The 20418-nt window shown below is 65.8% G+C and carries 19 protein-coding genes and 1 pseudogene; 7 read left to right on the top strand and 13 right to left on the bottom strand.

What is annotated here, in order from left to right; all coding sequences use genetic code 11:
- On the top strand, window positions 1-744 hold a 744-nt coding region (locus AB3X89_RS12325; RefSeq protein ID WP_368583512.1), incomplete at its 5' end, for a methyl-accepting chemotaxis protein.
- A gap of 44 nt (window positions 745-788) precedes the next feature.
- On the opposite strand, the gene AB3X89_RS12320 is transcribed toward AB3X89_RS12325, so the two are convergent.
- Window positions 789-1442 (bottom strand): glutathione S-transferase family protein, encoded by a 654-nt coding sequence (locus tag AB3X89_RS12320; RefSeq protein ID WP_368583511.1) that lies wholly within the window; start codon window positions 1440-1442, stop codon window positions 789-791.
- A gap of 239 nt (window positions 1443-1681) precedes the next feature.
- On the opposite strand from AB3X89_RS12320, the gene AB3X89_RS12315 reads away from it, so the two are divergent.
- Entirely contained in the window at window positions 1682-3121 is a 1440-nt protein-coding gene (locus AB3X89_RS12315) for a polyhydroxyalkanoate depolymerase (protein WP_368583510.1), read from the top strand.
- A 4-nt stretch (window positions 3122-3125) separates the two neighbouring features.
- Here the strand turns inward: AB3X89_RS12315 and AB3X89_RS12310 are convergent, their stop codons facing one another.
- The 6 genes and pseudogenes from AB3X89_RS12310 to AB3X89_RS12285 form a co-directional block, all read right to left on the bottom strand.
- Window positions 3126-3737 carry a flavin reductase family protein gene (locus AB3X89_RS12310; protein WP_368583509.1) on the bottom strand — a complete coding sequence of 204 codons (612 nt, stop codon included), beginning with the start codon at window positions 3735-3737 and terminating at the stop codon, window positions 3126-3128.
- Between the two features lie 75 nt (window positions 3738-3812).
- On the bottom strand, window positions 3813-4688 hold the full coding sequence (locus AB3X89_RS12305; RefSeq protein ID WP_368583519.1) for a 3-hydroxyacyl-CoA dehydrogenase family protein: 876 nt from the start codon (window positions 4686-4688) through the stop codon (window positions 3813-3815).
- A 214-nt stretch (window positions 4689-4902) separates the two neighbouring features.
- Window positions 4903-5217, bottom strand: coding sequence for a hypothetical protein (locus AB3X89_RS12300; protein WP_368583508.1), 315 nt, complete (start codon window positions 5215-5217; stop codon window positions 4903-4905).
- A 480-nt stretch (window positions 5218-5697) separates the two neighbouring features.
- Complete coding sequence (locus AB3X89_RS12295; RefSeq protein ID WP_176107149.1) at window positions 5698-5856, bottom strand: hypothetical protein; 159 nt, start codon at window positions 5854-5856, stop codon at window positions 5698-5700.
- A gap of 163 nt (window positions 5857-6019) precedes the next feature.
- Window positions 6020-7390, bottom strand: a complete 1371-nt coding sequence (locus AB3X89_RS12290; protein ID WP_368583507.1) for a hypothetical protein — start codon at window positions 7388-7390, stop codon at window positions 6020-6022.
- 150 nt (window positions 7391-7540) lie between these two features.
- Window positions 7541-8074: pseudogene (locus AB3X89_RS12285) on the bottom strand (MgtC/SapB family protein).
- 222 nt (window positions 8075-8296) lie between these two features.
- On the opposite strand from AB3X89_RS12285, the gene AB3X89_RS12280 reads away from it, so the two are divergent.
- On the top strand, window positions 8297-9430 hold the full coding sequence (locus tag AB3X89_RS12280) for an AGE family epimerase/isomerase (RefSeq protein WP_368583506.1): 1134 nt from the start codon (window positions 8297-8299) through the stop codon (window positions 9428-9430).
- Between the two features lie 298 nt (window positions 9431-9728).
- Entirely contained in the window at window positions 9729-9932 is a 204-nt protein-coding gene (locus AB3X89_RS12275; protein WP_013092907.1) for a cold-shock protein, read from the top strand.
- 131 nt (window positions 9933-10063) lie between these two features.
- On the opposite strand, the gene AB3X89_RS12270 is transcribed toward AB3X89_RS12275, so the two are convergent.
- Window positions 10064-11686, bottom strand: coding sequence for a methyl-accepting chemotaxis protein (locus AB3X89_RS12270; protein ID WP_368583505.1), 1623 nt, complete (start codon window positions 11684-11686; stop codon window positions 10064-10066).
- Window positions 11687-11969: 283 nt separating this feature from the next.
- Here AB3X89_RS12270 and AB3X89_RS12265 point away from each other — a divergent pair, with 283 nt between their 5' ends.
- On the top strand, window positions 11970-12404 hold the full coding sequence (locus tag AB3X89_RS12265; protein WP_176120798.1) for a PaaI family thioesterase: 435 nt from the start codon (window positions 11970-11972) through the stop codon (window positions 12402-12404).
- Between the two features lie 86 nt (window positions 12405-12490).
- On the opposite strand, the gene AB3X89_RS12260 is transcribed toward AB3X89_RS12265, so the two are convergent.
- Genes AB3X89_RS12260 through AB3X89_RS12245 form a run of 4 tightly spaced genes read right to left on the bottom strand, consistent with a single transcriptional unit; the run spans window position 12491 to window position 16047 of the window.
- On the bottom strand, window positions 12491-13339 hold the full coding sequence (locus tag AB3X89_RS12260; RefSeq protein WP_368583504.1) for an ureidoglycolate lyase: 849 nt from the start codon (window positions 13337-13339) through the stop codon (window positions 12491-12493).
- A 52-nt stretch (window positions 13340-13391) separates the two neighbouring features.
- Window positions 13392-14135, bottom strand: coding sequence for an SDR family oxidoreductase (locus tag AB3X89_RS12255; RefSeq protein ID WP_368583503.1), 744 nt, complete (start codon window positions 14133-14135; stop codon window positions 13392-13394).
- A 33-nt stretch (window positions 14136-14168) separates the two neighbouring features.
- Window positions 14169-14999: an amidohydrolase gene (locus AB3X89_RS12250; protein ID WP_368583502.1), complete on the bottom strand. Its 831-nt coding sequence runs from the start codon at window positions 14997-14999 to the stop codon at window positions 14169-14171.
- A 7-nt stretch (window positions 15000-15006) separates the two neighbouring features.
- The gene (locus tag AB3X89_RS12245) at window positions 15007-16047 is read right to left on the bottom strand and encodes an aldo/keto reductase (RefSeq protein ID WP_368583501.1); all 1041 of its coding nucleotides are present in this window, start codon (window positions 16045-16047) and stop codon (window positions 15007-15009) included.
- Window positions 16048-16296: 249 nt separating this feature from the next.
- On the opposite strand from AB3X89_RS12245, the gene AB3X89_RS12240 reads away from it, so the two are divergent.
- Both AB3X89_RS12240 and AB3X89_RS12235 read left to right on the top strand, forming a co-directional pair.
- Entirely contained in the window at window positions 16297-17082 is a 786-nt protein-coding gene (locus AB3X89_RS12240) for an IclR family transcriptional regulator (RefSeq protein ID WP_176366385.1), read from the top strand.
- A gap of 129 nt (window positions 17083-17211) precedes the next feature.
- A complete protein-coding gene (locus AB3X89_RS12235) occupies window positions 17212-17757 on the top strand; it encodes a hypothetical protein (protein ID WP_013092899.1) in 546 nt (181 codons plus the stop codon).
- Window positions 17758-17799: 42 nt separating this feature from the next.
- On the opposite strand, the gene AB3X89_RS12230 is transcribed toward AB3X89_RS12235, so the two are convergent.
- Window positions 17800-20265 (bottom strand): GNAT family N-acetyltransferase, encoded by a 2466-nt coding sequence (locus AB3X89_RS12230; protein ID WP_368583500.1) that lies wholly within the window; start codon window positions 20263-20265, stop codon window positions 17800-17802.
- Window positions 20266-20418 lie beyond the last annotated feature (153 nt).

Here is a 20418-nt window from a genome sequence, read left to right as displayed (position 1 = left end):
GAGATGTCGGCGGGCACCGAGAAAATCGCCGCCGGCAGCGGCAACATCGCGAGGCGCATCGCGACCCAGGCAAGCAGCCTCGAGGAAACTGCCGCGAGCATGGAGCAGATCACATCGACCGTGCAGCAGAACGCTGATAACGCGACCGAAGCGAACACGCTCGTCACGCAAGCCGCCGACGCCGCGCTCGAAGGCGGCCGCGCGGTCGAACGCGTGGTGTCGACGATGGGCGAGATCGGCCGCTCGTCGCAGAAAATCGCCGAGATCACGACGGTGATCGAGGGCATCGCCTTCCAGACCAACATCCTCGCGCTGAACGCGGCCGTCGAGGCGGCGCGCGCGGGCGAGCACGGCAAGGGTTTCGCGGTCGTGGCGTCGGAAGTGCGCGCGCTCGCGCAGCGCAGCGCGGCCGCGGTGAAGGAGATCGAGGGGGTGATCGCGGCGTCGGGCGCGAACGTCGACAGCGGTTTTCGCATCGCCGAAGAAGCGAGCGCGACGATGCAGGGAATCGTCACTCAGGTCGGTCAGGTCCGCGCGATCATGAGCGAGATCAACGTCGCGTCGCGCGAGCAGTCGGGCGGCATCGAGCAGGTCAACCGGGCGGTCACGCAGATCGGCGAGGCGACGCAGCAGAATGCGACGATCGTCGTCGATGCGGAAACGGCGGCGGCCGAGTTGCGCGAGCAGGCTGCGCGGCTCGCCCAACTGGTCAGCGTGTTCAAGCTAGAAGGCGAGCGCGGCTAACGGATCTGCTTGCTGCGGGCGCCGGCGCACGACGCCCGCAGCGCTCAGAACTCCACGTCCAGTTCGTCGATCTCCTCGACCTCCTGCCGCGCGAGCGCGATCCACTCGCGCATTTCGGGCAGCGCCATAATGTGCTGCCCGTATTCGACGATATCCGGATCGAGTTGCACGTCATAGGTCACGAAACGTGTGACCACCGGCGCGTACATCGCGTCCGCCGCGGTCCGCTCGCCGAACAGGAACGGGCCGCCGTACTCCTTCAGGCATTCACGCCAGATCGTCACGATCCGCTCGATATCCGACTGCGCGCGCGCCCAGACCTTGAAGCCCGGGAAATGCGCCTTCAGGTTCATCGGCAGCGCCGAGCGCAACGACGCAAACCCGGAATGCATCTCGCCGCAGATCGAGCGGCAATGCGCGCGGGCGCGGACCTCGTGCGGCAACAGCGCGGCTTGCGGCTTCAGCTCGTTCAGATATTCGGCGATCGCCAGCGTGTCCCAGACCTTGACGCCGTCGTGCACGAGGCATGGCACCAGAATCGACGGCGATAGCAGCAGTAGTTCGGCGCGCGTCGCGGGGTCGTCGATCGGCACGACGAGCTCTTCGAACGGCAAGCCGCTGAACTTCGTCAGCAGCCAGCCGCGCAGCGACCAGGACGAATAGTTCCTGCTGCTAATCGTGAGCGTAGTATTTCCCATGCGTGTGTCCTCCAGATCCGGTATCGCGCCGCGCGTGCCTGCACTCATGCACGCCACGGTGCGCGCGCGCACCAAAGCGCGGCAAGGCCGGCCCGTTTCGCCTACGCATGCAAGTGATATGCCGACGCACGCAGACATGCCGCGACATAGCTCGGCACACCGGGCGACGCGCGCCAGCGCCTGGCGCACCGCTTGCTTTTATTCGGGTTCCTGTTTTTCTGGCGCATTCGAGTGAAAGTATGAATCTGTTCGCCTATCCCGCCTATCAGGCCTGCGCCGACATGCTGCTGCCGCTGCGACACGGCGCGGCGCTGGCGAACCACTCGCTCGGTGCGTGGCCCGCATTCGCGGCTACGCCCCACGGACGCTCGCTGCGCGCGACCTGCGAACTGCTGATACTCGGCGGACTCACGCCGACGCGGCCGCCGTTCGGCATCGACAGCGTCGTCACCGAAGGCGAGCCGGTCGCGGTGATCGAGGAAGTCGTCGCGCGCACGCCGTTCTGCTCGCTGCTGCACTTTCGCAAGGACGCCGTGCTTTCAACGCCGCAGCCGCGCGTGCTGATGATTGCGCCGATGTCGGGACACTTCGCGACGCTGCTGCGCGCAACCGTGCGCACGATGCTGCCCGAGCACGACGTCTATATCACCGACTGGCACAATCCGCGCGACGTGCCGCTCGGCGAGGGCCGCTTCGGCTTCGACGAATTCGTGCGCCACGTGATCGACTTCACCGCGACGATCGGGTCCGGCACGCATCTGCTCGCTGTCTGCCAGCCGACCGTCGCGGCGCTAGCCGCCGTCGCGCTGATGGCCGCCGACGACCATCCCGCGCAGCCGGCCAGCATGACGCTGATGGCCGGCCCGATCGACACGCGCATCAACCCGACGCGCGTCAACGAACTGGCGAGGAGCCGGCCGATCGAGTGGTTCGAGCGCAACCTGATCAGCGCGGTGCCGTTCGGTTTTGCCGGCGCGCAGCGTCGCGTGTATCCGGGTTTCGTGCAATTGGCCGCGTTCATGGCGATGAATCCGGGCCGCCACGCCGAGTCGTTCGAAACGATGTACTACGAGCGCGGCAAGGGCGATCCACAAAAGGCCGACACGATTCGCACGTTCTACGAAGAGTACTTCGCGACGATGGATCTGACCGCCGACTTCTATCTGGAAACCGTCGACACGGTTTTTCAGCAGCATGCGCTGCCGTTGCGCGCGCTCGAAGTCGAGGGGCGTCTGGTCGAGCCGTCAAAGATTCGCCGCACCGCATTGCTGACCGTGGAAGGGGAAAAGGACGATATCTGCGCAGTCGGTCAGACGCTCGCCGCGCAGGACATGTGCGATCGTCTGCGGCCGTATCTGAAGACGCATTACGTGCAAACGGGCGTCGGCCACTACGGTGTGTTCAGCGGACGTCGCTGGGAGCGGCACATTTATCCGCGCGTGCGGGCCGTGATTTACGACAACGAACCGCGCGCGGTGCTCGTCAGTTCGCGCGCGCGTCCGATCCAGCCGGTGCCCGCGGCGACCGCGGCGGAAGTCGCGGCGGCCGCGCCGGTCGCGGCCTCCGTTGTCGGGGTGGAGGTGGATGCGCCCGTAGGCGGAAGCGGGAGCGGCAACTGCGATTCGTCGGCCCAACCGTCCGGGCAGTCGTCGCGCAAACCGCCGTCCGCGACGTCCTGAGCGTTCAGGCCGTTGGCCGGATCATCTGGAACATCTCGCCGATCTGCGCATAGTCGGCGCGATAACCCGCGCGCATGATCGGCTGTGCGGCATGCGTGTCGAACAGGCCGTCCTTCAGATACGCCTCGTCGATGTGCACGCCGACCACCTGGCCGAGCGACAGATAGTTGTCCATCGGCTTGCCGTCGACATCATGCAGACGCACGATCTGCAGCAGTTTGCATTCGAGCGCAGCGGGCGATTCGGCCACGTGCGGCACCGCCACGTTGCGGCCCGGCGCCGGCGTGAGCCCGGCCAGTGCGAACTCGTCGACGTGGGGCGCGACCGGCGCCGACGAGCGGTTCATCTGCTCGGCGAGCGGCCGGGTGGCGAGATTCCACACGAATTCGCCGGTCGCCTCGATGTTGGCGAGACTGTCCTTGCGGCCCTCGCTGCTAAAACCGATGATCGGCGGAAAGGTCGCGAACGCGCCGAAAAAGCTGTACGGCGCGAGGTTGAGCGAGCCTTCGGCATCGCGTGACGAAATCCAGCCGATCAGCCGTGGCGCGACGATCGCCTTGAAAGGATCGTGCGGCAGGCCGTGACCGGCGGCGGGGTCGTAAAAGTAGTGAGGCATGAATTGAGACTCGAGTGATAGTCAGCGCAAAAAAGGGGAGCAGAAGCAGGTCCGGAACGGCTATTTATAACAGCACTAGCCGCGCCCGATCACGCGCTTGCGCCCCTCCTTGACCCGCGCGATGCGCTCCTCGTCCCAATCATGAAAACCCGCGCCGCTGCGCACGCCGAGCCGCCCGGCGTCGACCTGCGCGCGCAGCAGATCGATCACGTCCTCATCCTTTGCGAGTTGCGGCATCAGATGCGACGCGATGTCGACGAAGGTGTCGAGCCCGCCCATATCCGCGCTTTCGAACGGTCCGACGATGCCCCAGCGGCGTCCGAGTGAAGCCTTCATCACGCGATCGACAACTTCGGGCGTTGCTGCCCCCGAACGCACGATATGCAAGGCCTCGCGCAGCACCGCGAACTGCAGCCGATTGCCGACGAAACCAGGAATCGCCTTCGCGAGCACGACCGGTTCCATGCCGATCGCGCTCATCAGCGCAGCGGTTTGTTGCACGACTTCGGGGGCGGTCTCGGTGCCCGGCACGACCTCGATGAGCGGGATCATGTGCGGCGGGTTCCAGAAATGCGCGATCACGAAACGTTCTTTCGCGCGCAGCGGGGTGGCGAGCTGGTCGCGCGGGAAGCCGCTGGTGTTGCTCGCGAGGATCGCATCGTCGGCGAGCAGGCCGGTCAGTGTCGTGTAAAGGCGATGCTTGAGTTCGAGCACCTCGGGAATCGCCTCGATCACGAAGCGCGCTTGCGCGACCGCATCGAGCTGCGCATGCGTTTCGATGCGCGCGAGCGCTGCCTGTTTGGCGGCATCATCGATCCGGCCCGCGTCGATCAGCTCGTCGAGCACCGCTTGCGCTTTCGGCGCGACGCTCGCGAGCCTGGCCGGATCGACGTCGTGAACGATCGTCCGGTATCCATGCAGCGCGGCCTGCGTCGCAATGCCGACACCCATCAGTCCCGTGCCCACCACCCCTATCGCTACATCCTGCGTCGTCTTGTCCACCCGCACTCCCACCACCGTCGATCAAAGTCCCGAAGCATAGCGCAGCACGCAGCAATACCCCGGTCGGACCTGCAAGCCCAAATGCGACGAAGCCGGCCTTCCCGCGGAGAGAAGGCCGGCTTCGTGGACGCGCGCCGCCTGTTGCGGCGCGGTCAGGTCCGCATTAGTAGCGCGGGGGCGGCGGGCGGTGATCGTCGTGATAGCCGCCGCGATGGTGCGGATCGTAGTCGTGCGGATGACGGCGCATCCAGTCGTCGTGCGCCCAGTAGCGGTGGCCGTCCCAGTAACGATCGCCGTGCCAGCCGATGTTGATCGACAAGCCCACCGGCATCGTGTGCGGTTGACCGTACACGACCGGCGCCGGGCCGTGCTCGACGATCACGCGGTCTTGCGCGAATGCGCTACCAGCCGCGACGAGTGCGCCGCCCGCGAGCAGCGTTGCGATCAGTGAGCGCGATGCCTTGCCAAAGGTTTTCATAATGACCTCCCGTCAAAGTTTTATTCCAGGCCAGCGTCCGTGTTTGTCCGGATCGTTCGATTCGCTTCCGAACCAGACGCCGTACGCTTGAGACCCACTTTAGCGGCCAGGATCGCGTAGAGACGTTAGCACTTGTAAGCGTGCATTTCATAGTTGGCGGCGGATGATCGAAGCTCGATTTCGCCTTCTCACTGCATTGAACAAGGCTTACGCGGCGGCACCGTCGTTCGACCCGCTGAACCGGCATGAAAGCCGGTTACATTCATTTCGGCCCCGAAATATTTCGCAAGGAATCGGACGAGTGCAGCAGGCCTGGTGCGGGCAAGGCCAGCCTCGTCGCGCAATGGTGCATCGCGGTAACAGAATCCCCAAAGACAAAGAGCCACGATCCGCATTTCGCGAATAGTGGCTCGATGAATAATGCACCCGAAGTGCGCGCCCCAGCGCGTCGTGTCGCGCTCAGGACGGTTACGGCTGGACCTAGTCCGTCAGCTTGATGCCGAACAGCGTGGACTGCGCGCGGCGCAGACGCTCCGCTTCGCGGGCACGCGCCGCATACGAATAGTCCGAATCCAGCGGCAGATGAGGCGACGCAAAGAGGTCGCTGATCTTTTGGAACAGTGCAAAGATGAAGCTCATGGCGACTCCCGGTTAGTGACTGCATTGCTAGGGTTTTCCCTTAGTCATGATTATAGGGGTTTCCCCTAGGAAAAAGCTAGTGCAATGCAGCAAAATTTCGATGGGGTGGGTTGTCGCGATGCCATTGGGCCGGGAGGTGTTGCATCGCGACAACATCCCCGATTCATCGCCCGGGCGGGTGGCCGTGCTGAGCACGAGTGCGTCTCGCGTGCGTCGGCGTAGCGCTGGACTGTAGGGGCGCGTTGGGGGGCGCCGCGGTGGGCGTCGTGACGGCGGCGGGCGCGGACGCCGCGTTCGCCGTCGCGGCCATCGCCGTATGCGCGTCGAGCAGGCTCACCATCGCCGCTTGCTGGTTCTGCATCATCTGTTCGATGCGCTGTTGCTGGGCAGTCGTTTCGTGCGTGAGGCGCATCAGCAGCAGCGTCTGCGCGATGCCGATCGCCACCGTCACCAGCAGCGCACCGACCACGATCGACAGCATCCATTTCACGCGCCGCGAATGATCGGTCGCGGCGCGGCGCTGATCAGCGATTACGCCATAGAGCGCATCGACCGTATCGGCGAATGCGGTGGCGCGCGCGTGGTCGAGTTCCGGTTCCGAGCGTAGCGCGGCGGCGGCCGCGTCGGTGCGGCGCGCGTCACGCCATGACGTGGCGAATCCGGTGTGGTTATCTGCGGACGCGGGCCGCGGTGTCGTCAACGGCGCGGTGGTCGAGGGCTTGTAGTCCGGCTTCGCCGTTACAGCCTCTGGCGAGGCGGACTGCGTGCGCGTCGCGGACTCGATGGTGAACTGGCTCGCGCTACTGTCGTCGGTCGTGGCGGACGTTGCGGACGACGCTGGAATCGCAGCCGCAGTCGCATCGCGCGATGCCGTCGCGGCTCTCGCAAAGGTCGCGGCGAAACGCTGCTGCGGCCTGCCCGCGCCCGCCGTCGCTGCCGACTCCGCTTCAGCCGCTTGACGCAATGCGGTCACGCTGCGCGCGACGGTCGCGGCGGCCATCGCCGAACTCAGCGGCGCGGATGACTCACGCGAAAGCGGGGTGGGTTTGTCGTCGGTGTTTGCTTCGGCGTTCGGCGTTGCTACAACCGGGGCGCCGTTCGCGAGCTTGCTGGCGGGCGCATCCGCAGCCGCCATCGACGGTTCGACGTCAAACCCGCTCAACTGCTCGTTCACCGGCATCGGTACATCCGGCTTCGCCGCACGCGGTGCGCGGCGCGTTGTCTTGTCGAGCGCAATGTGTTCATCGAATGCGCCGACCGCCTGCAGCACCACGTCCGGCAACTCGAAGCCGTGCAGCGTGCCCTGACGGACGTCGATGTTCATCGCCTCGAGCGTCGCGCGGGTTGGATCGTCAGGGAACAGGTCGAGCGTGCTGTCGTCGCGGGCGACGCCGCTCAGTTGCGCGAGGCGTTGCGCCGAGCGCGCCGCGCGCGCCAGTTTGTTTTCGGTTTCAGTGGAGACGGCGCCCTGCCGCTGCTTCTTCGAAGCGACGCGCCGGGGCCTGGACTGCGGGGATGCTGCGGAATCTGCCATAGAGGAAAAAGCGGTCGTCGCCAGGAACGGGCGCCGGATGCCGCTCGTCATTGCCGTTGGAATATTTAGAGCCAGCATTGTCGCATGGCGCTCCGCCCGCGCCGAAGCCATTCCCCGACGATTTGCGCGCTTTCGAGCCCCTCGCGCGTGTCACGACCTCGCGTCGTCGCCGCGGAATTCCCGCACGCCAGGCAATTGCCGAAGGCGCGCGCAGATCGACTCGTATTCCGCGTTCGACACACGGTGCAGCGTGATGATCACTTCGTCGCACTCGTTCGCCTCGTCACTTTGCTGCATCACGAATTGCTTGACGCGGGGACTCGCGGCGCCGAGTTCGTCGTGCAGCGAATGGAACGTCAGCGCGCCGCGCTCGACCACCCGCTCGCGGCGGTCGTGAGCCCGCGCACGATTTCGCCGCGCAGCAGGATCGAGCCCGCCCCCAAGAAAGCCGATGCCCGACACGACCAGGGCGGCCATCCGCGACGGATCGAGGATCACGTGCTCGCCAAGCACCGCGGCGAAGCCATACGCGGACACGATCATGACGAGCGCCGAGCCCACGCAGACCAGCATGCGCGTGCGCAAGCCCGCCGCCCACGACAGCCGCTCCCGCTCGTAGCCGATCACGCTGCCGAGCACCGCGGCCAGCACCAGACGGGAGATCAGTTCGAGATCACTGAGCATCGTTGTTCCTCCTTATGTGAAATGAGCTGCAGCGAGGGCACAGCGCACGTCACGCCTCGTAGGCGTCGAGCATTCCGGATGTTTGACTCGAGGTGTCAGCGCGAGGCGTTTGCTTTATGCTAGGCCGCAGACCACAGCGACCTGGCCGAGCGGAACCCTGAGCCGCCACCCTGAGCGCCGCCTCGATACACTGCGCACGTTACGCGCCCGAACCAACCGACCATGCCAAGCACGACCCCTCCCCCTGCTTCGACGACCACCACCGCGAATGCGCTGCGCGAGCACTTCGCGAACGTGGTGCTGCCGATGTGGCGCGGGCCCGGCTTCAACCACGCGCTGCAGCTGCCCTACGAAGCGCTCGACGCCACCGGAGGCGAGCCGCTGCCCGCGCAACGCTATCGGGCGATGGCGTGCGCGCGGCAGTTGTTCACGTTTGCGCAGGCGGGCGATATGGATCACGCGCGCGTGCTGTTCGATTCGCTGACGCGCACCTTTCGGGACGCCGACCACGGCGGATGGTTTTACAGCGTCGACGCGCTCGGCGTACCGCTCGACACGACCAAGGACCTCTACACGCACGCGTTCGTCGTGTTCGCTTGCGCGGAATACGCGCGGCGCTCCGCTAACCTCGACGCGCTGAAGCTCGTGCACAGCACGACCGCGCTGATCCAGTCGAACTTCGCGGCCGACGGCGATCTATTCAACGCCGCGCTGAACGCCGACTTTTCGAAGGTCACCGCCACGCCGCTGCAGAATCCGCTGATGCACCTGACCGAAGCGTGGCTCGCCGCCTGCCAGGCGACGCGCGACAACGTCTTCGGCGCCGCGGTGCGCCGGCTCGCCGGCGCGGTCGCGCGACACTTCGTGCATGCGCCGAGCGGCTGCATCGCGGAATTGCCGATCGGTGCGAGCGACAACCGTCTTGAGCCGGGACATCAGTTCGAGTGGTATTGGCTGGTCAGGCAGGGGGGCGCGCTGTTCGACGGTACCGGGCTAATCGAAGCGCTGGCGCGCGCCTTCGCTTTCGCGCAGCAGCATGGCGTGGACGCGAACAACGGCGGGGTGTGCGCATCGCTCGACGAGGCTGGCAACGTCAACGACGCGACGCAGCGGATCTGGGCGCAGACTGAATACCTGCGCGCGCTCGCCTGTCACGACGATCCGGCCGTGCGTGCGGCGCTGCCGCAACAGATCGCACGTTTTCAGCGATGCTTTTTGCATGACCATGGCTGGTTCGAATGCAAGACGTCGAGCGGGGAAGTTGCGCGCGACGACATGCCGTCAACCACGCCCTATCACCTGGCCACCGCCTATGCAGCACTGCCCGCGGGTGACGAATCGGGAGCGGGAACTTAGGCGAATTTGGGCATCGATAAATGAAATTGGACGCTTGATCGTCTCAATAAGGAGCGCATGCCCGGTCGGAGATGCGCCGCCGCTTCGCAAGGAAAATTTGATGCCGCTGGTAAACCCTGGCGCAAAAAAGTTCTCGCCAGACGTTCTCAAGGCGCGAAAAAACATCAAAACCGGGAATACCCGGATGCATGTTGATTGGCGTCTGTCATAAAGACGTGATACAACTCTCCCCTCGCGCTCGCTTTGCATTCGAGCAATGCGGTCGCGATGCAATACACAACATTTATTTGGATTAAAAATGGCAACAGGTACTGTTAAGTGGTTTAACGATGCAAAGGGCTTTGGCTTCATCACCCCGGACGACGGCGGCGAAGACCTGTTTGCACACTTCTCGGAAATCCAGGCATCGGGCTTCAAGTCCCTGCAGGAAAACCAGAAGGTGTCGTTCGAAGTCAAGCAAGGCCCGAAGGGCAAGCAGGCTGCAAACATCCAGTCGATCTAAGTACCTTCAGGTACTTTGAGGCAGACTTGGACGTCACGATAGGCGCCTCCATAGGCCCTTGCGTCTAATGCAAATGGCTCGCAATATGCGAGCCATTTTCTATTTCTGCGTCGTTTTCAAGCGTCGCCGCTTTAAAGGGCATGCGTCGCGGTTAATGCGTATTCAGCATTGGCGGCGGAGATTGCTCCGCGCTGTTGCGTGCGCAACACACTTTCAGAAATTTCGAATACCGAAACGGCCTGTTTCAACTGCTCGGTTTGCTGATGCAGCGAAGCCGCCGCCGCCGCGGCCTGCTCGACGAGCGCCGCGTTCTGCTGCGTCATCTCGTCCATCTGCACGACCGCCTGGTTCACCTGCTCGATACCTGTGCTCTGCTCGAGCGACGACGCGCTGATTTCCGCCATCATCTGCGTGACGCGCGAGATCGACGCCGACACATGGCTCATCGCTTCGCCGGCGCGCTCGACCAGCGCCGAGCCGCCCTGAATCTCCGCGACCGATTCGCTGATCAGCGTCTTGATTTCCTTCGCCGATTGCGCGCTGCGTTGCGCGAGACCGCGCACTTCGCCGGCCACGACCGCGAAGCCGCGGCCCTGCTCGCCGGCACGCGCCGCCTCGACGGCGGCATTGAGCGCGAGGATGTTGGTCTGGAACGCGATGCCGTCGATCACCGAAATGATCTCGGCGATCTTATCCGAGCTCTGCGCGATGCCGCGCATCTTGTCGACCACCTGGTTGACGACTTCGCTGCCGCGCGACGTTGCATCGAGCGCGGTCTCGGCGAGCGCGTTGGCTTCGCGCGCGTGATCGGCGTTCTGGCGCACGGTCGCCGTCAGTTCCTCCATGCTCGACGCCGTTTCCTCGAGCGATGCCGCCTGGTTTTCGGTGCGCGCGGACAGATCGGCGTTGCCGGTCGCGATTTCGTTGGCGCCGAGATGGATCGAGTCGGCCGATTCGCGCACGCTCCTGACGGTGCGTGCGACGCTCGCCTGCATGGTGGCAAGGCCCGAGAACAGCCGGCCGATTTCGTTGCTGCCGCGCGCGGCAATCGGTTGATCGAGACGGCCTTGCGCGATGCGCTCGAAGTGGCGGCCCGCCTCCTCGAGCGGTGCCACGACGCCGCGGCGCAGCGCCACATAGACGGCGAGCGTGCCGGCGACCAGCACGAGCAGAATCACCACGCTGACGATGCGAAACGCCGCCACGCGCGCATCGATCGAAGCGAGCGACGCGCGGCTCGCGGCGTCGCCGAATTGCTCGAAGTTGTGCACTTCCGCCAGATAGGCGTCCTGAAACGATTGCGTGGGTTGATCGAGGAAGGCCTGAATGTTGTTCGAGTCGAGATACTGCACGAGCTCCGCGAGCGCGCCGTGCAGCGCCTTGTAGCGTTCGGCGAGCGCGGTGGCGCGCGCGCTGTCTTCGTCGCTGGTCTTCTGGGCGCTCATGAAGCCCGCGAAAGACTGATCGGCGGCGGCGAGCTGTTCGCGAGCGTGCTGCACGATGTCCGTCGGCTCGGCGCCGCCGCGCACCATGCGCGTGCCGGCGCGCGACAGGTTGATGCGCGCGTCCATCAGGCGCTGCGTCGTCTGGTTGACCGCGTCGACCTGCTTCAGCGCGATGCTCGCCAGATCGCCGACGTCGTCGTGCGTGCGCGTCAGCGACCAGAAGCCCAACCCTACCGTGACGAGTTGGAAGACGCAGAACGCGGCCAGAACACATAGCAGGCCGGATGCGACCTTGATCTTGCTGAACATCGGGGACACCTGGGAACAAAGGATGACGGAGGCTACACCAGGGTTAACGGCAGGCCGATTGGCGGCTTGAGGCCAATTCCCGCAAAAAGCGCTCTACGTGCCGGTTTCATCGTCGATCGTCGCGATTGAGGTTGTTTTGCGCAACAATGCGCTACTCATCGCGAGGATTCACCTTGCGCAGCGCAGCGGCACTTCCTAGAGTGGGTAGGGACCGCGTGGTGCTCGCCGCGCGGATGCTCCGTTGCACCGATGCACCACCCCGACCCTGCACGAAGGAACCACGATGACCGACCTACTCGACCGGGCGCGCGGCGCACTGCACGCCCAGCCGTTCAGCATGCTGCTAGGCGCGGAGTTGATGCACGCCAGCAGCGAAGAGCTCACCCTGTGTCTGCCGATTCGCGATGAACTGCGGCAGCAGCATGGTTTCGTGCATGGCGGCGTCATCAGCTATCTCGCCGACAATGCGTTGACGTTCGCGGGCGCGCTGTCGCTGGGTCCGAGAGTCGTGACCGGTGAATACAAGATCAACTACCTGCGCCCGGCCGTGAAGGGCACGCTGATCGCGCGCGCTAGCGTCGTCTATGCGGGCAGGCATCAGGCGACCTGCCAGTGCAGCGTGTTCGTGATGGAAGGGAACCGCGAGAAGCTGGTCGCGGTTGCGCAGGGGACCGTGAATCGGATTGGGGAGAATGGCGAGCAGGAGGCGGGGAGTTAAAGCCGCGCGGCATGGAAAAGGCCGCTCCTGCGCGTAACAGGAACGGCCTTGCATTTCACAGCGACAACACAGGAAGAGAGAGCGCGTTACTCCGCCGCGTAAGTCTTCTGCGTCTGCTCGCCCAGCCCTTCGATACCCAGACGCACCGTCTGCCCCGGCTTCAGGAATACCGGATTCGGCTTTACGCCCATGCCGACGCCCGGCGGCGTGCCGGTCGAGATCACGTCGCCCGGCTGCAGGCTCATGCACTGCGACACATACGACACCAGCTTTGCGACACTGAAGATCATCGTCTTCGTGCTGCCGTTCTGGTAGCGATGGCCGTCCACTTCGAGCCACATGCTCAGGTTCTGCGGATCGGCGACTTCATCGCGCGTGACGACCCACGGGCCGATCGGGCCGAACGTGTCGAAGCCCTTGCCCTTGTCCCAAGTGCCGCCGCGCTCGATCTGCCATTCGCGCTCCGACACGTCGTTGATGACGCAGTAGCCGGCCACGTGCTCGAGCGCGTTCGCTTCGTCGACGTACTTCGCAGCCTTGCCGATCACGACGCCGAGTTCGACTTCCCAGTCGGTCTTCTTCGAGCCGCGCGGGATTTCGATGTCGTCGTTCGGGCCGCTGATCGCGCTCGTCCACTTGTTGAAGATGACCGGTTCGGCCGGCACCGGCAGATTCGATTCCGCCGCGTGATCCGCGTAGTTCAGGCCGATGCAGATGAACTTGCCGATCTTGCCGACGCACGGGCCCACGCGCGGATTGCCTTCGACGACCGGCAGCGTTGCCGGGTCGAGTGCGCGCAGTTTCGCGAGGCTTTCGTCGCCGAGCACAGCGCCGTCGATATCGCCCACCACCTTCGACAGATCGCGAATCTTGCCTTGCGCGTCCAGCAGGCCCGGCTTTTCCTGGCCCTTCGGCCCATAACGAAGCAGTTTCATCGTTGCACTTTCCTTTACGTTCAGTAGTGTTCGGTTCGTCAATCAATCAGAATCAGTTCGACCATCCGCCGTCGATCACATGGAGCTGGCCCGTCGTGAACGACGACTCGTCGGATGCGAGATACAGCGCGAGCGCGGCGATCTCCTCCGGCTTGCCGATGCGGCCCATCGGCTGACGCGCGATGAACGCGGCCTGCACCGCGTCGACGGACGCGCCCTGCGCCTGCGCCTGCGCGGCGATCCGCTGTTCGAGCGACGGCGAGGACACCGTGCCCGGGCAAATCGCGTTACAGCGTACACCACGCGTGACGAAATCCGCGGCGACGGACTTCGTCAGCCCGACCACCGCGGCTTTCGACGCACCGTACGCGAAGCGGTTCGGCACGCCCTTCACGCTCGACGCCGCCGACGACATGTTGATGATCGAGCCGCCGCCCTTCTCCAGCATGGCCGGCAAAAACGCGCGGATCATACGGTACATCGCCTTCGCGTTGAGGTCGAACGCGAAATCCCAGTCCTCCTCGCTGCACTCGAGGATATTGCCTGCATGCACGTAGCCCGCGCAGTTGAACAGCACGTCGATCGTGCCGACTTCCGCGGCAAGCGCCTTGATGGCCGCGCCGTCGAGCACGTCGAGCTTGCGCGCCTCGACCGGCTTGCCGGCGAGTCCGTCGATGCGGATATCGGTGGCGATCACGCGGGCGCCTTCGCGCGCGAAAAGTTCGGCGGTCGCGAGACCGATACCTTGTCCTGCCGCGGTGATCAGGGCCGTTTTGCCGGCCAGTCTTTGTGTCATCTACGACTCCAGTTGAATGGGCTGCTAACGAAATCAAAGCCGGTAAAACGCGGCGGCATTCTCGCCGAACACGGCGTCGCGCTCGGCGTCGCTCAACGACGCGAGCAGCGTGGTCGCCACCGAATGCCACAGCAGATAGTCGCCGTTCAGTTCGAGCACGGGCCAGTCGCTGCCCCACATCAGCCGCGCGGGGCCGAACGTGTTCAGCAGATGCTCGACGTAGGGCCGCAGCGTGTCCTCGGTCCAGCCGGGCGACGCCTCGGTCGCGAGACCCGACAGCTTGCAGTGCACTTGCGGGAATGCGGCGAGCCGGGCAATCGCATCGCGCCACACCTCGTAGCCCGCCTGGCCGAAGCGGATCGGCGGCTTCGCGCCATGATCGACCACCATGCGCAACGCCGGAAAACGCTGCGCGAATATCTCGAAGTACTGCACGTGGCGCGCGTAGATCAGCGCATCGAACGCGAGGTCGTGCGCGATCAGCGCGTCGATCGCCGGCGTGAGGTCGGGGTTCGCGATCCAGCCGTCGTCGGGCAGGTCCTGCAGCATCGGCCGCACGCCCTTGAACTTCGGCTCGCGCGCGAGCGCCTCGATCAGATCGGGCGCGTTCGGCAACAGCAGCGGCACCCAGCCGACCACGCCCGCGATCGACGGCTCGTGCCGCGCGATGTCGAGCAGGTAGCGGGTTTCGTCGAGCGTCGGTGCGGCCTGCACGACCACGGTCCGCTCGATGCCGGCCTGTTCGCGCAACGGCTTCAGATCATCAGGCCCGAACGGCCGGTAGAGGATTTTCAGCTCCGGCGTCAGCCACTCGTAGTCGCCCCGCGCGGGGTCCCAGTAGTGCTGGTGAGCGTCGATCGGCATGGTCGATTCAGTCCTCGGGCGCGGGCGCGCGCGGGTCGAGCAGGCCCGCGTCGCGCAATGCGGACCACAAGGCCGCGGGGATCGGCTGCTCGAACGACGCGACGTTCTCGCGCAGTTCGTCGGCACTGCGCGCGCCGGTCAGCACGGTGGCGACCGCCGGATGCGCATACGGAAACTGCAACGCGGCGGCGGCGAGCGGCACATTGTGCGCGCGGCACACCGCCTCCAGACACGCGACGCGCTCGATCACCTCGGGCGGCGCCGCGCCGTAATTGAACTTCAGATCGCCTTCGACGCCGCGCGCCAGAATGCCCGAATTGAACGCGCCGCCGAGCAGGATGCTGACGCCGCGCGCCTCGCAGGCGGGCAGCAGGTCGTCGAGGGTGGTCTGCTCGAGCAGCGTATAACGCCCCGCGAGCAACGCGCAATCGATATCGCATTCGGCCATCGCGTCGAGAATCACCGCGCCTTCGTTGACGCCGAGGCCGATCGCCTTGATCGCGCCGGTCGAGCGCAGGCGCTCCAGCGCGCGGAAGCCGCCGCCTTCGGTCAGTTGCCGCCAGTAGTGCGGATGCTGGTCGCCATGCGTGACGCGGCCGATGTCATGCACGAGCAGGATGTCGATATCGACGATGCCGAGCCGCTGCTGGCTGTCCTCGAACGAACGCAGAATGCCGTCGTGCGTGTAGTCGTAGATCGCTTCGAACGGCAGCGGATTCTGCCAGCCTTCGCGGTCGTCGAATGGCGACGTGCGCGGTACGAAGCGGCGGCCGACCTTGGTCGACAGCACATATTCGCCGCGCGGATAGTGGCGCAACGCCGCGCCGAGCCGATGCTCGGCCTTGGTGTTGCCGTAGTGCGGCGCGGTGTCGAAGTAGCGCACGCCCGCGTCCCAGGCGGCGGCGATGGTCGCATGGGCCTCCTCGTCGGACAGGTCGCGATACAGGCCGCCGAGCGGCGCCGTGCCGAGCCCTAGTCCGCTCACCTGCAACGAGCCGCGGCCGATCCTGCGCCGTTGCCCGATCTTCGATACGATCGATGCCGACATGAGCGTGTCTCCCTATTTGTGGTGTTTTTACCATGCGACGGGCCCAATGCGCAGCCAGAAAAGGCGCGCCCCGCTCACGGGTGCATTTGTTCACCAATGAACGTATTATTCATATCCGAATTTTTCCAAGTCAAGAAAACTGCGCGACGCTATGCCCGGGGTTTTCCCTGGACAGCAGACATTCAGTTCGCGAAACGCTGCGCGCGCGCCAGATAATAAGAACTCCGGACGAGATCCCCGACCCTCACGATGGACGCCGAAGACAAAGACGACGACCGCTACCGCGCCCCCGCGCTGGACAAAGGCCTCGACATCCTCGAGTTGCTGTCCGAGCAGAAGGAAGGACTCACGCGCGCCGAAATCACGCGGCAGCTGGGCCGCAATGCGAGCGAGATGTACCGGATGCTCGAACGCCTCGTCGCGCGTCAATACGTGGTGCGCTCGGCGGCCGGCGACCGCTACTCGCTGAGCCTGAAGCTGTTCGCGCTCGCGCACCGTCATCCGCCGATGAACCGGCTGATCGCCGAAGCGCTGCCGCTAATGCAGCGCTTCGCCGACGCGGCCGAGCAGTCGTGCCACCTGGTGGTCTACGACCGCGGCAACCTGCTGGTGATCGCCCAGGTCGACGGGCCGGGCACGTGGGGCATGTCGGTGCGGCTCGGCTCGCGGGTCGGATTGATCGACACCGGCTCGGGGCGCGTGATGCTTGCATTCCAGAGCGTCGAGCAGCGTCAGCAGATGCTTGCCGAGCACACCAAGGTGAAGGGTGAAGTGACGCTCGATCGCGACGCGCTGGAGGAGGCCTGCGAGCGCATCCGCGCGGCGGGCTTCTGGCAGAAGGACAGCCAGCAGACTTTCGGCGTCACCGACGTGACGTTCCCGATCCTCGCGCCGTCGGGACAGGCGATCGCGGTGCTCACCTGTCCGTATCTGCGGCGGATCGACGAATACGTCGCGCCGACGCTCGAAGCGGCCACCACCCTGCTGCGCGACACGGTGCAGGCGCTGTCGATGTTCCGCGAGCAGGCCGCGTGACTGGCAAGGTGCGCGGTAAGTTGCGCGGCGACGGTTCGCACGGCGGCACGCACGCGCACTTGGTTTAGAATGGCGGCCCTTCCAAAATAACGCCGCATGACCGGCTCATGCGCGCGCATCGATTGAGCAATGGCCAAACTTCTGACCGATTCCGAATTCCAGCGTTTTTCCGAACTCCAGCAGAAGCAGTCGAGCTTCACGATCACCGCGGCAGAAGCCGACGAACTGCGCGACATCGTCGCTCACGCGCAGAAGCGCCGCGACGACCGCGCCGCCGCGATGCAAAGCATCGAGACCTTCATCCAGCAATTCGACATCACGCCCGACGAGTTGTTTTCGCCCGAACAGATCGGCGAAGCGGCGCGCACTTACGGCCTGATTCCGGCCGCGCGCAAGGAGCGCGTGCTGCCGCCGTCGCTGACGTTCAACGGCAAGCCGTACCAATGGACCACCCGCCCGCTGCCCGATGAAATTCGCGTGCCGCTGTTCGACGCGTTCAAGGGCGGCGAGTCGGTGAAATCGTTCATTTCCACGCTGAAGGACGCGAACCGCTGCGCGGCGACGATCGCGCGGCTCGAGCGCGAAACCGGCGCGGTGTATGCGCAGGCGTGGCTCGACGAGCTATCGGTGACGCGCGCGCAGGTCGATGAGGCGGCGCAGAAGCTGGCGGCTTGAGGCGATGAAACCGTGCGCTGAGCGGGTCGCAACGTAAGCCGCTCAACGCCCCGGCTGGTTCTGCGCGGCGGACTTCGGGTCCGCCCCCGCGGTTTCGTCGAGCGCCATCCGGAAGCCGACCACGCCGGGGTCCTCGGTTCGCGTGATCGTGAAGCCGCTGGCCTTCGCCAGCGCGATCATCGCGGTGTTCTCGCGCAGCGCTTCACCGATCAGCCAGTGCGTATCGCGCGCCCGCGCGTACGCGATGATCCGCTGCATCAGCAACTGGCCGAGGCGCCGCCCCTTCTGGTCCGAGCGCACGGTCACCGCGAATTCGGCCGTCTCGTTGTCGGGATCGGCCACCGCGCGCACCACGCCGAGCGTCTGCGCGACGCCGTCTTCGTTGTCGACCGTCGCGATCAGCGCCATTTCCCGGTCGTAATCGATCTGCGTCATGCGCGCGAGTTGCGAGTGCTCGAAACTGCCGACCGCGCCAAAAAAACGCAGCCGCAGGTCTTCCGGCGTCATCGCGTTCACGAACTCGCGATGCGCGTTTTCGTCTTCCGGGCGAATCGGCCGCACCGTTATACGCATCCCCTGCCAGTCGATCGTTTCCTCGAAGCGGCGCGGATACGGCACGATCGCGAGACGGCTGCGCTTTCCGCCGACCCGCAACACGGGATCGACCACCGTCACGCGATCCCGGTAGACCCTCAGCTTCAACGACAGGCCGACGATCTCGCGCACGTCGCAAACCGCTTGCGACAATGCCGTCAACGCGGCGAGCGTCGGCTCCGGCGCGACCAGCCTCGCGTAGTGCGAACGCGTGACGATATCGCGCGCGAGCATCGGATTGAGCGGCGGCAGGCCGTACACGTGCAGTCCACTGGAGACGCCGTCGATCGGCGGCGCGGCGAAGCGGAATACGGGGCCGAAGTTGTCGTCGTCGTGCAGTTCGACGGCGACGTCGACGATGGGTTTTGTCGCGCTGTCGGCATCGGCGCACGGCGCAGCGGCGTCCGACGCGTCGGCGTCCGGCGCAGCGGCGCTCCCTTCATCCACAGCCTCCACCTGCAACCCGAATCGCGTCAGAAACCGCGCCGCCGCGTCCCCGGCGAGTTCGCTTTTGCCCGCCGCCAACGCTTCTCGAGCCTGCGCCTGAGCGGCGTCGATCGACTCGGGAATCTGCGCGGGCAGGCCTTCCGGCGTTTGCATCAGCAATTCGCGACCCAACCGGTAATCGACCAGCCGGGCGAACGCGCGCGCGAGCCGCTGCGGCGTCGTGTGCACCGGGATGCCCTGCGCATGCAGCGCGTCGCGCCTCGCCGCATCGACGCCACCGAAGAAGCAAGCGAGCAGCCCGCGATACGCAAAGCGCTGATGCTCGATCAGCGCCTGCGCGACATCGTCGACGGGTGCGCCATGCGTCGATGCGTGCACCACGACGGCGGTGCCGGTCTCGCGATGCTCGCCCAGCAGCTTCAGCGCGGTGCCGAAGTGCTCAGGACGCGCGCCGTCGCCGAGCAGCAGCGGATTGCCGCCGACCGCGAGCGGCAGCGCCTCGCGCAGCGCGTCCGACGCCGCGGCCGGCCACGGCGCGAGCAGGCCGCCGGCGGCGCTGAACGCGTCGCGCGCGAGCGTCGCGAGACCGCGGTCACTGGTGATCAGCGTTGCGGTGGCGCCCGCCGCCACGCGGCCGACGCCGAGTGTTTCGATTTCGTCGAGTAGATCGTCGAGCGCGTCGACGCGCACGAGGCCCGCGCGCCGGAACGCCGCTGTATAGAGACCGTCGGCGGGATCGTCGCGCCCCGAGCGCAGCGCGAGCACCGGCTTGTTGCGCGCCGCCGCGCGCGCGGCCGACATGAACTTACGCGCCGCCCGCACGCTGTCTAGTTCGATCAGGATCGCGCGGGTGCCGGGGTCGCTCGCAAGGTAATCCAGCACGTCGCCGGCATCGACGTCGGCCTCCGCCCCGAGCGCCACCGCATGCGAAAAACCGAGCCCGCGCGCGCGCGCCCAGCCGAGCACCGCGTTGGTCAGCGCGTTCGACTGCGACACCCACGCGACGCCGCCCGCCTTGACCGTGCAGGACGGCGCGCCCAGATGCGCGCGCAGCGCCGGCGACACCACACCGAGACTACCCGGCCCGACGATGCGCAACAGATGCGGCCGCGCCGCCGACAGCGCGTGCCGCAGCTCGAGCCGGTCTTCATCGCTGCGCACCTCGCCGACGATGATCACGGCGCGCGTGCCCATGCCGCCGAGCTTGTGAATCAACGAGGGCCACGTCGCGGGCGGCGTGCAGATCACCGCGACGGTGGGCGCCTGCGGCAGATCGCTGACGTCGTGGATCACCGGGTGGACGCCGAGCGTCGCGTGCTTCGGATTGACGGGCCAAAGCGGACCGTCGAAGCCGCCTTCGAGCACGCGCGCCCAGACCATCGCGCCGATGCTGCCCGGTCGCTCGGACGCGCCGATCACGGCGACGGATTTCGGGCGAAACAATGCGTCAAGGTTGCGAACGGTCACGGGCGCTCCATGCGGTTGGACAGGAATTGGAGCCGGCTTCGCGGCGGGTGGGTGGTTCCGTCAGCATAGGCGAAGTCGCGCGCCGGCGCGGGGCGTTGTTGCGGCGGAAAAGAAAAAGCCGCGTCGAACGACGCGGCTTTTCAGTTTCGAAAC

It is taken from the genome of Paraburkholderia sp. BR14320, from assembly GCF_040948665.1.
Lineage (GTDB): Bacteria > Pseudomonadota > Gammaproteobacteria > Burkholderiales > Burkholderiaceae > Paraburkholderia > Paraburkholderia youngii.
This window is presented reverse-complemented; position numbering and strand designations above follow the sequence as displayed.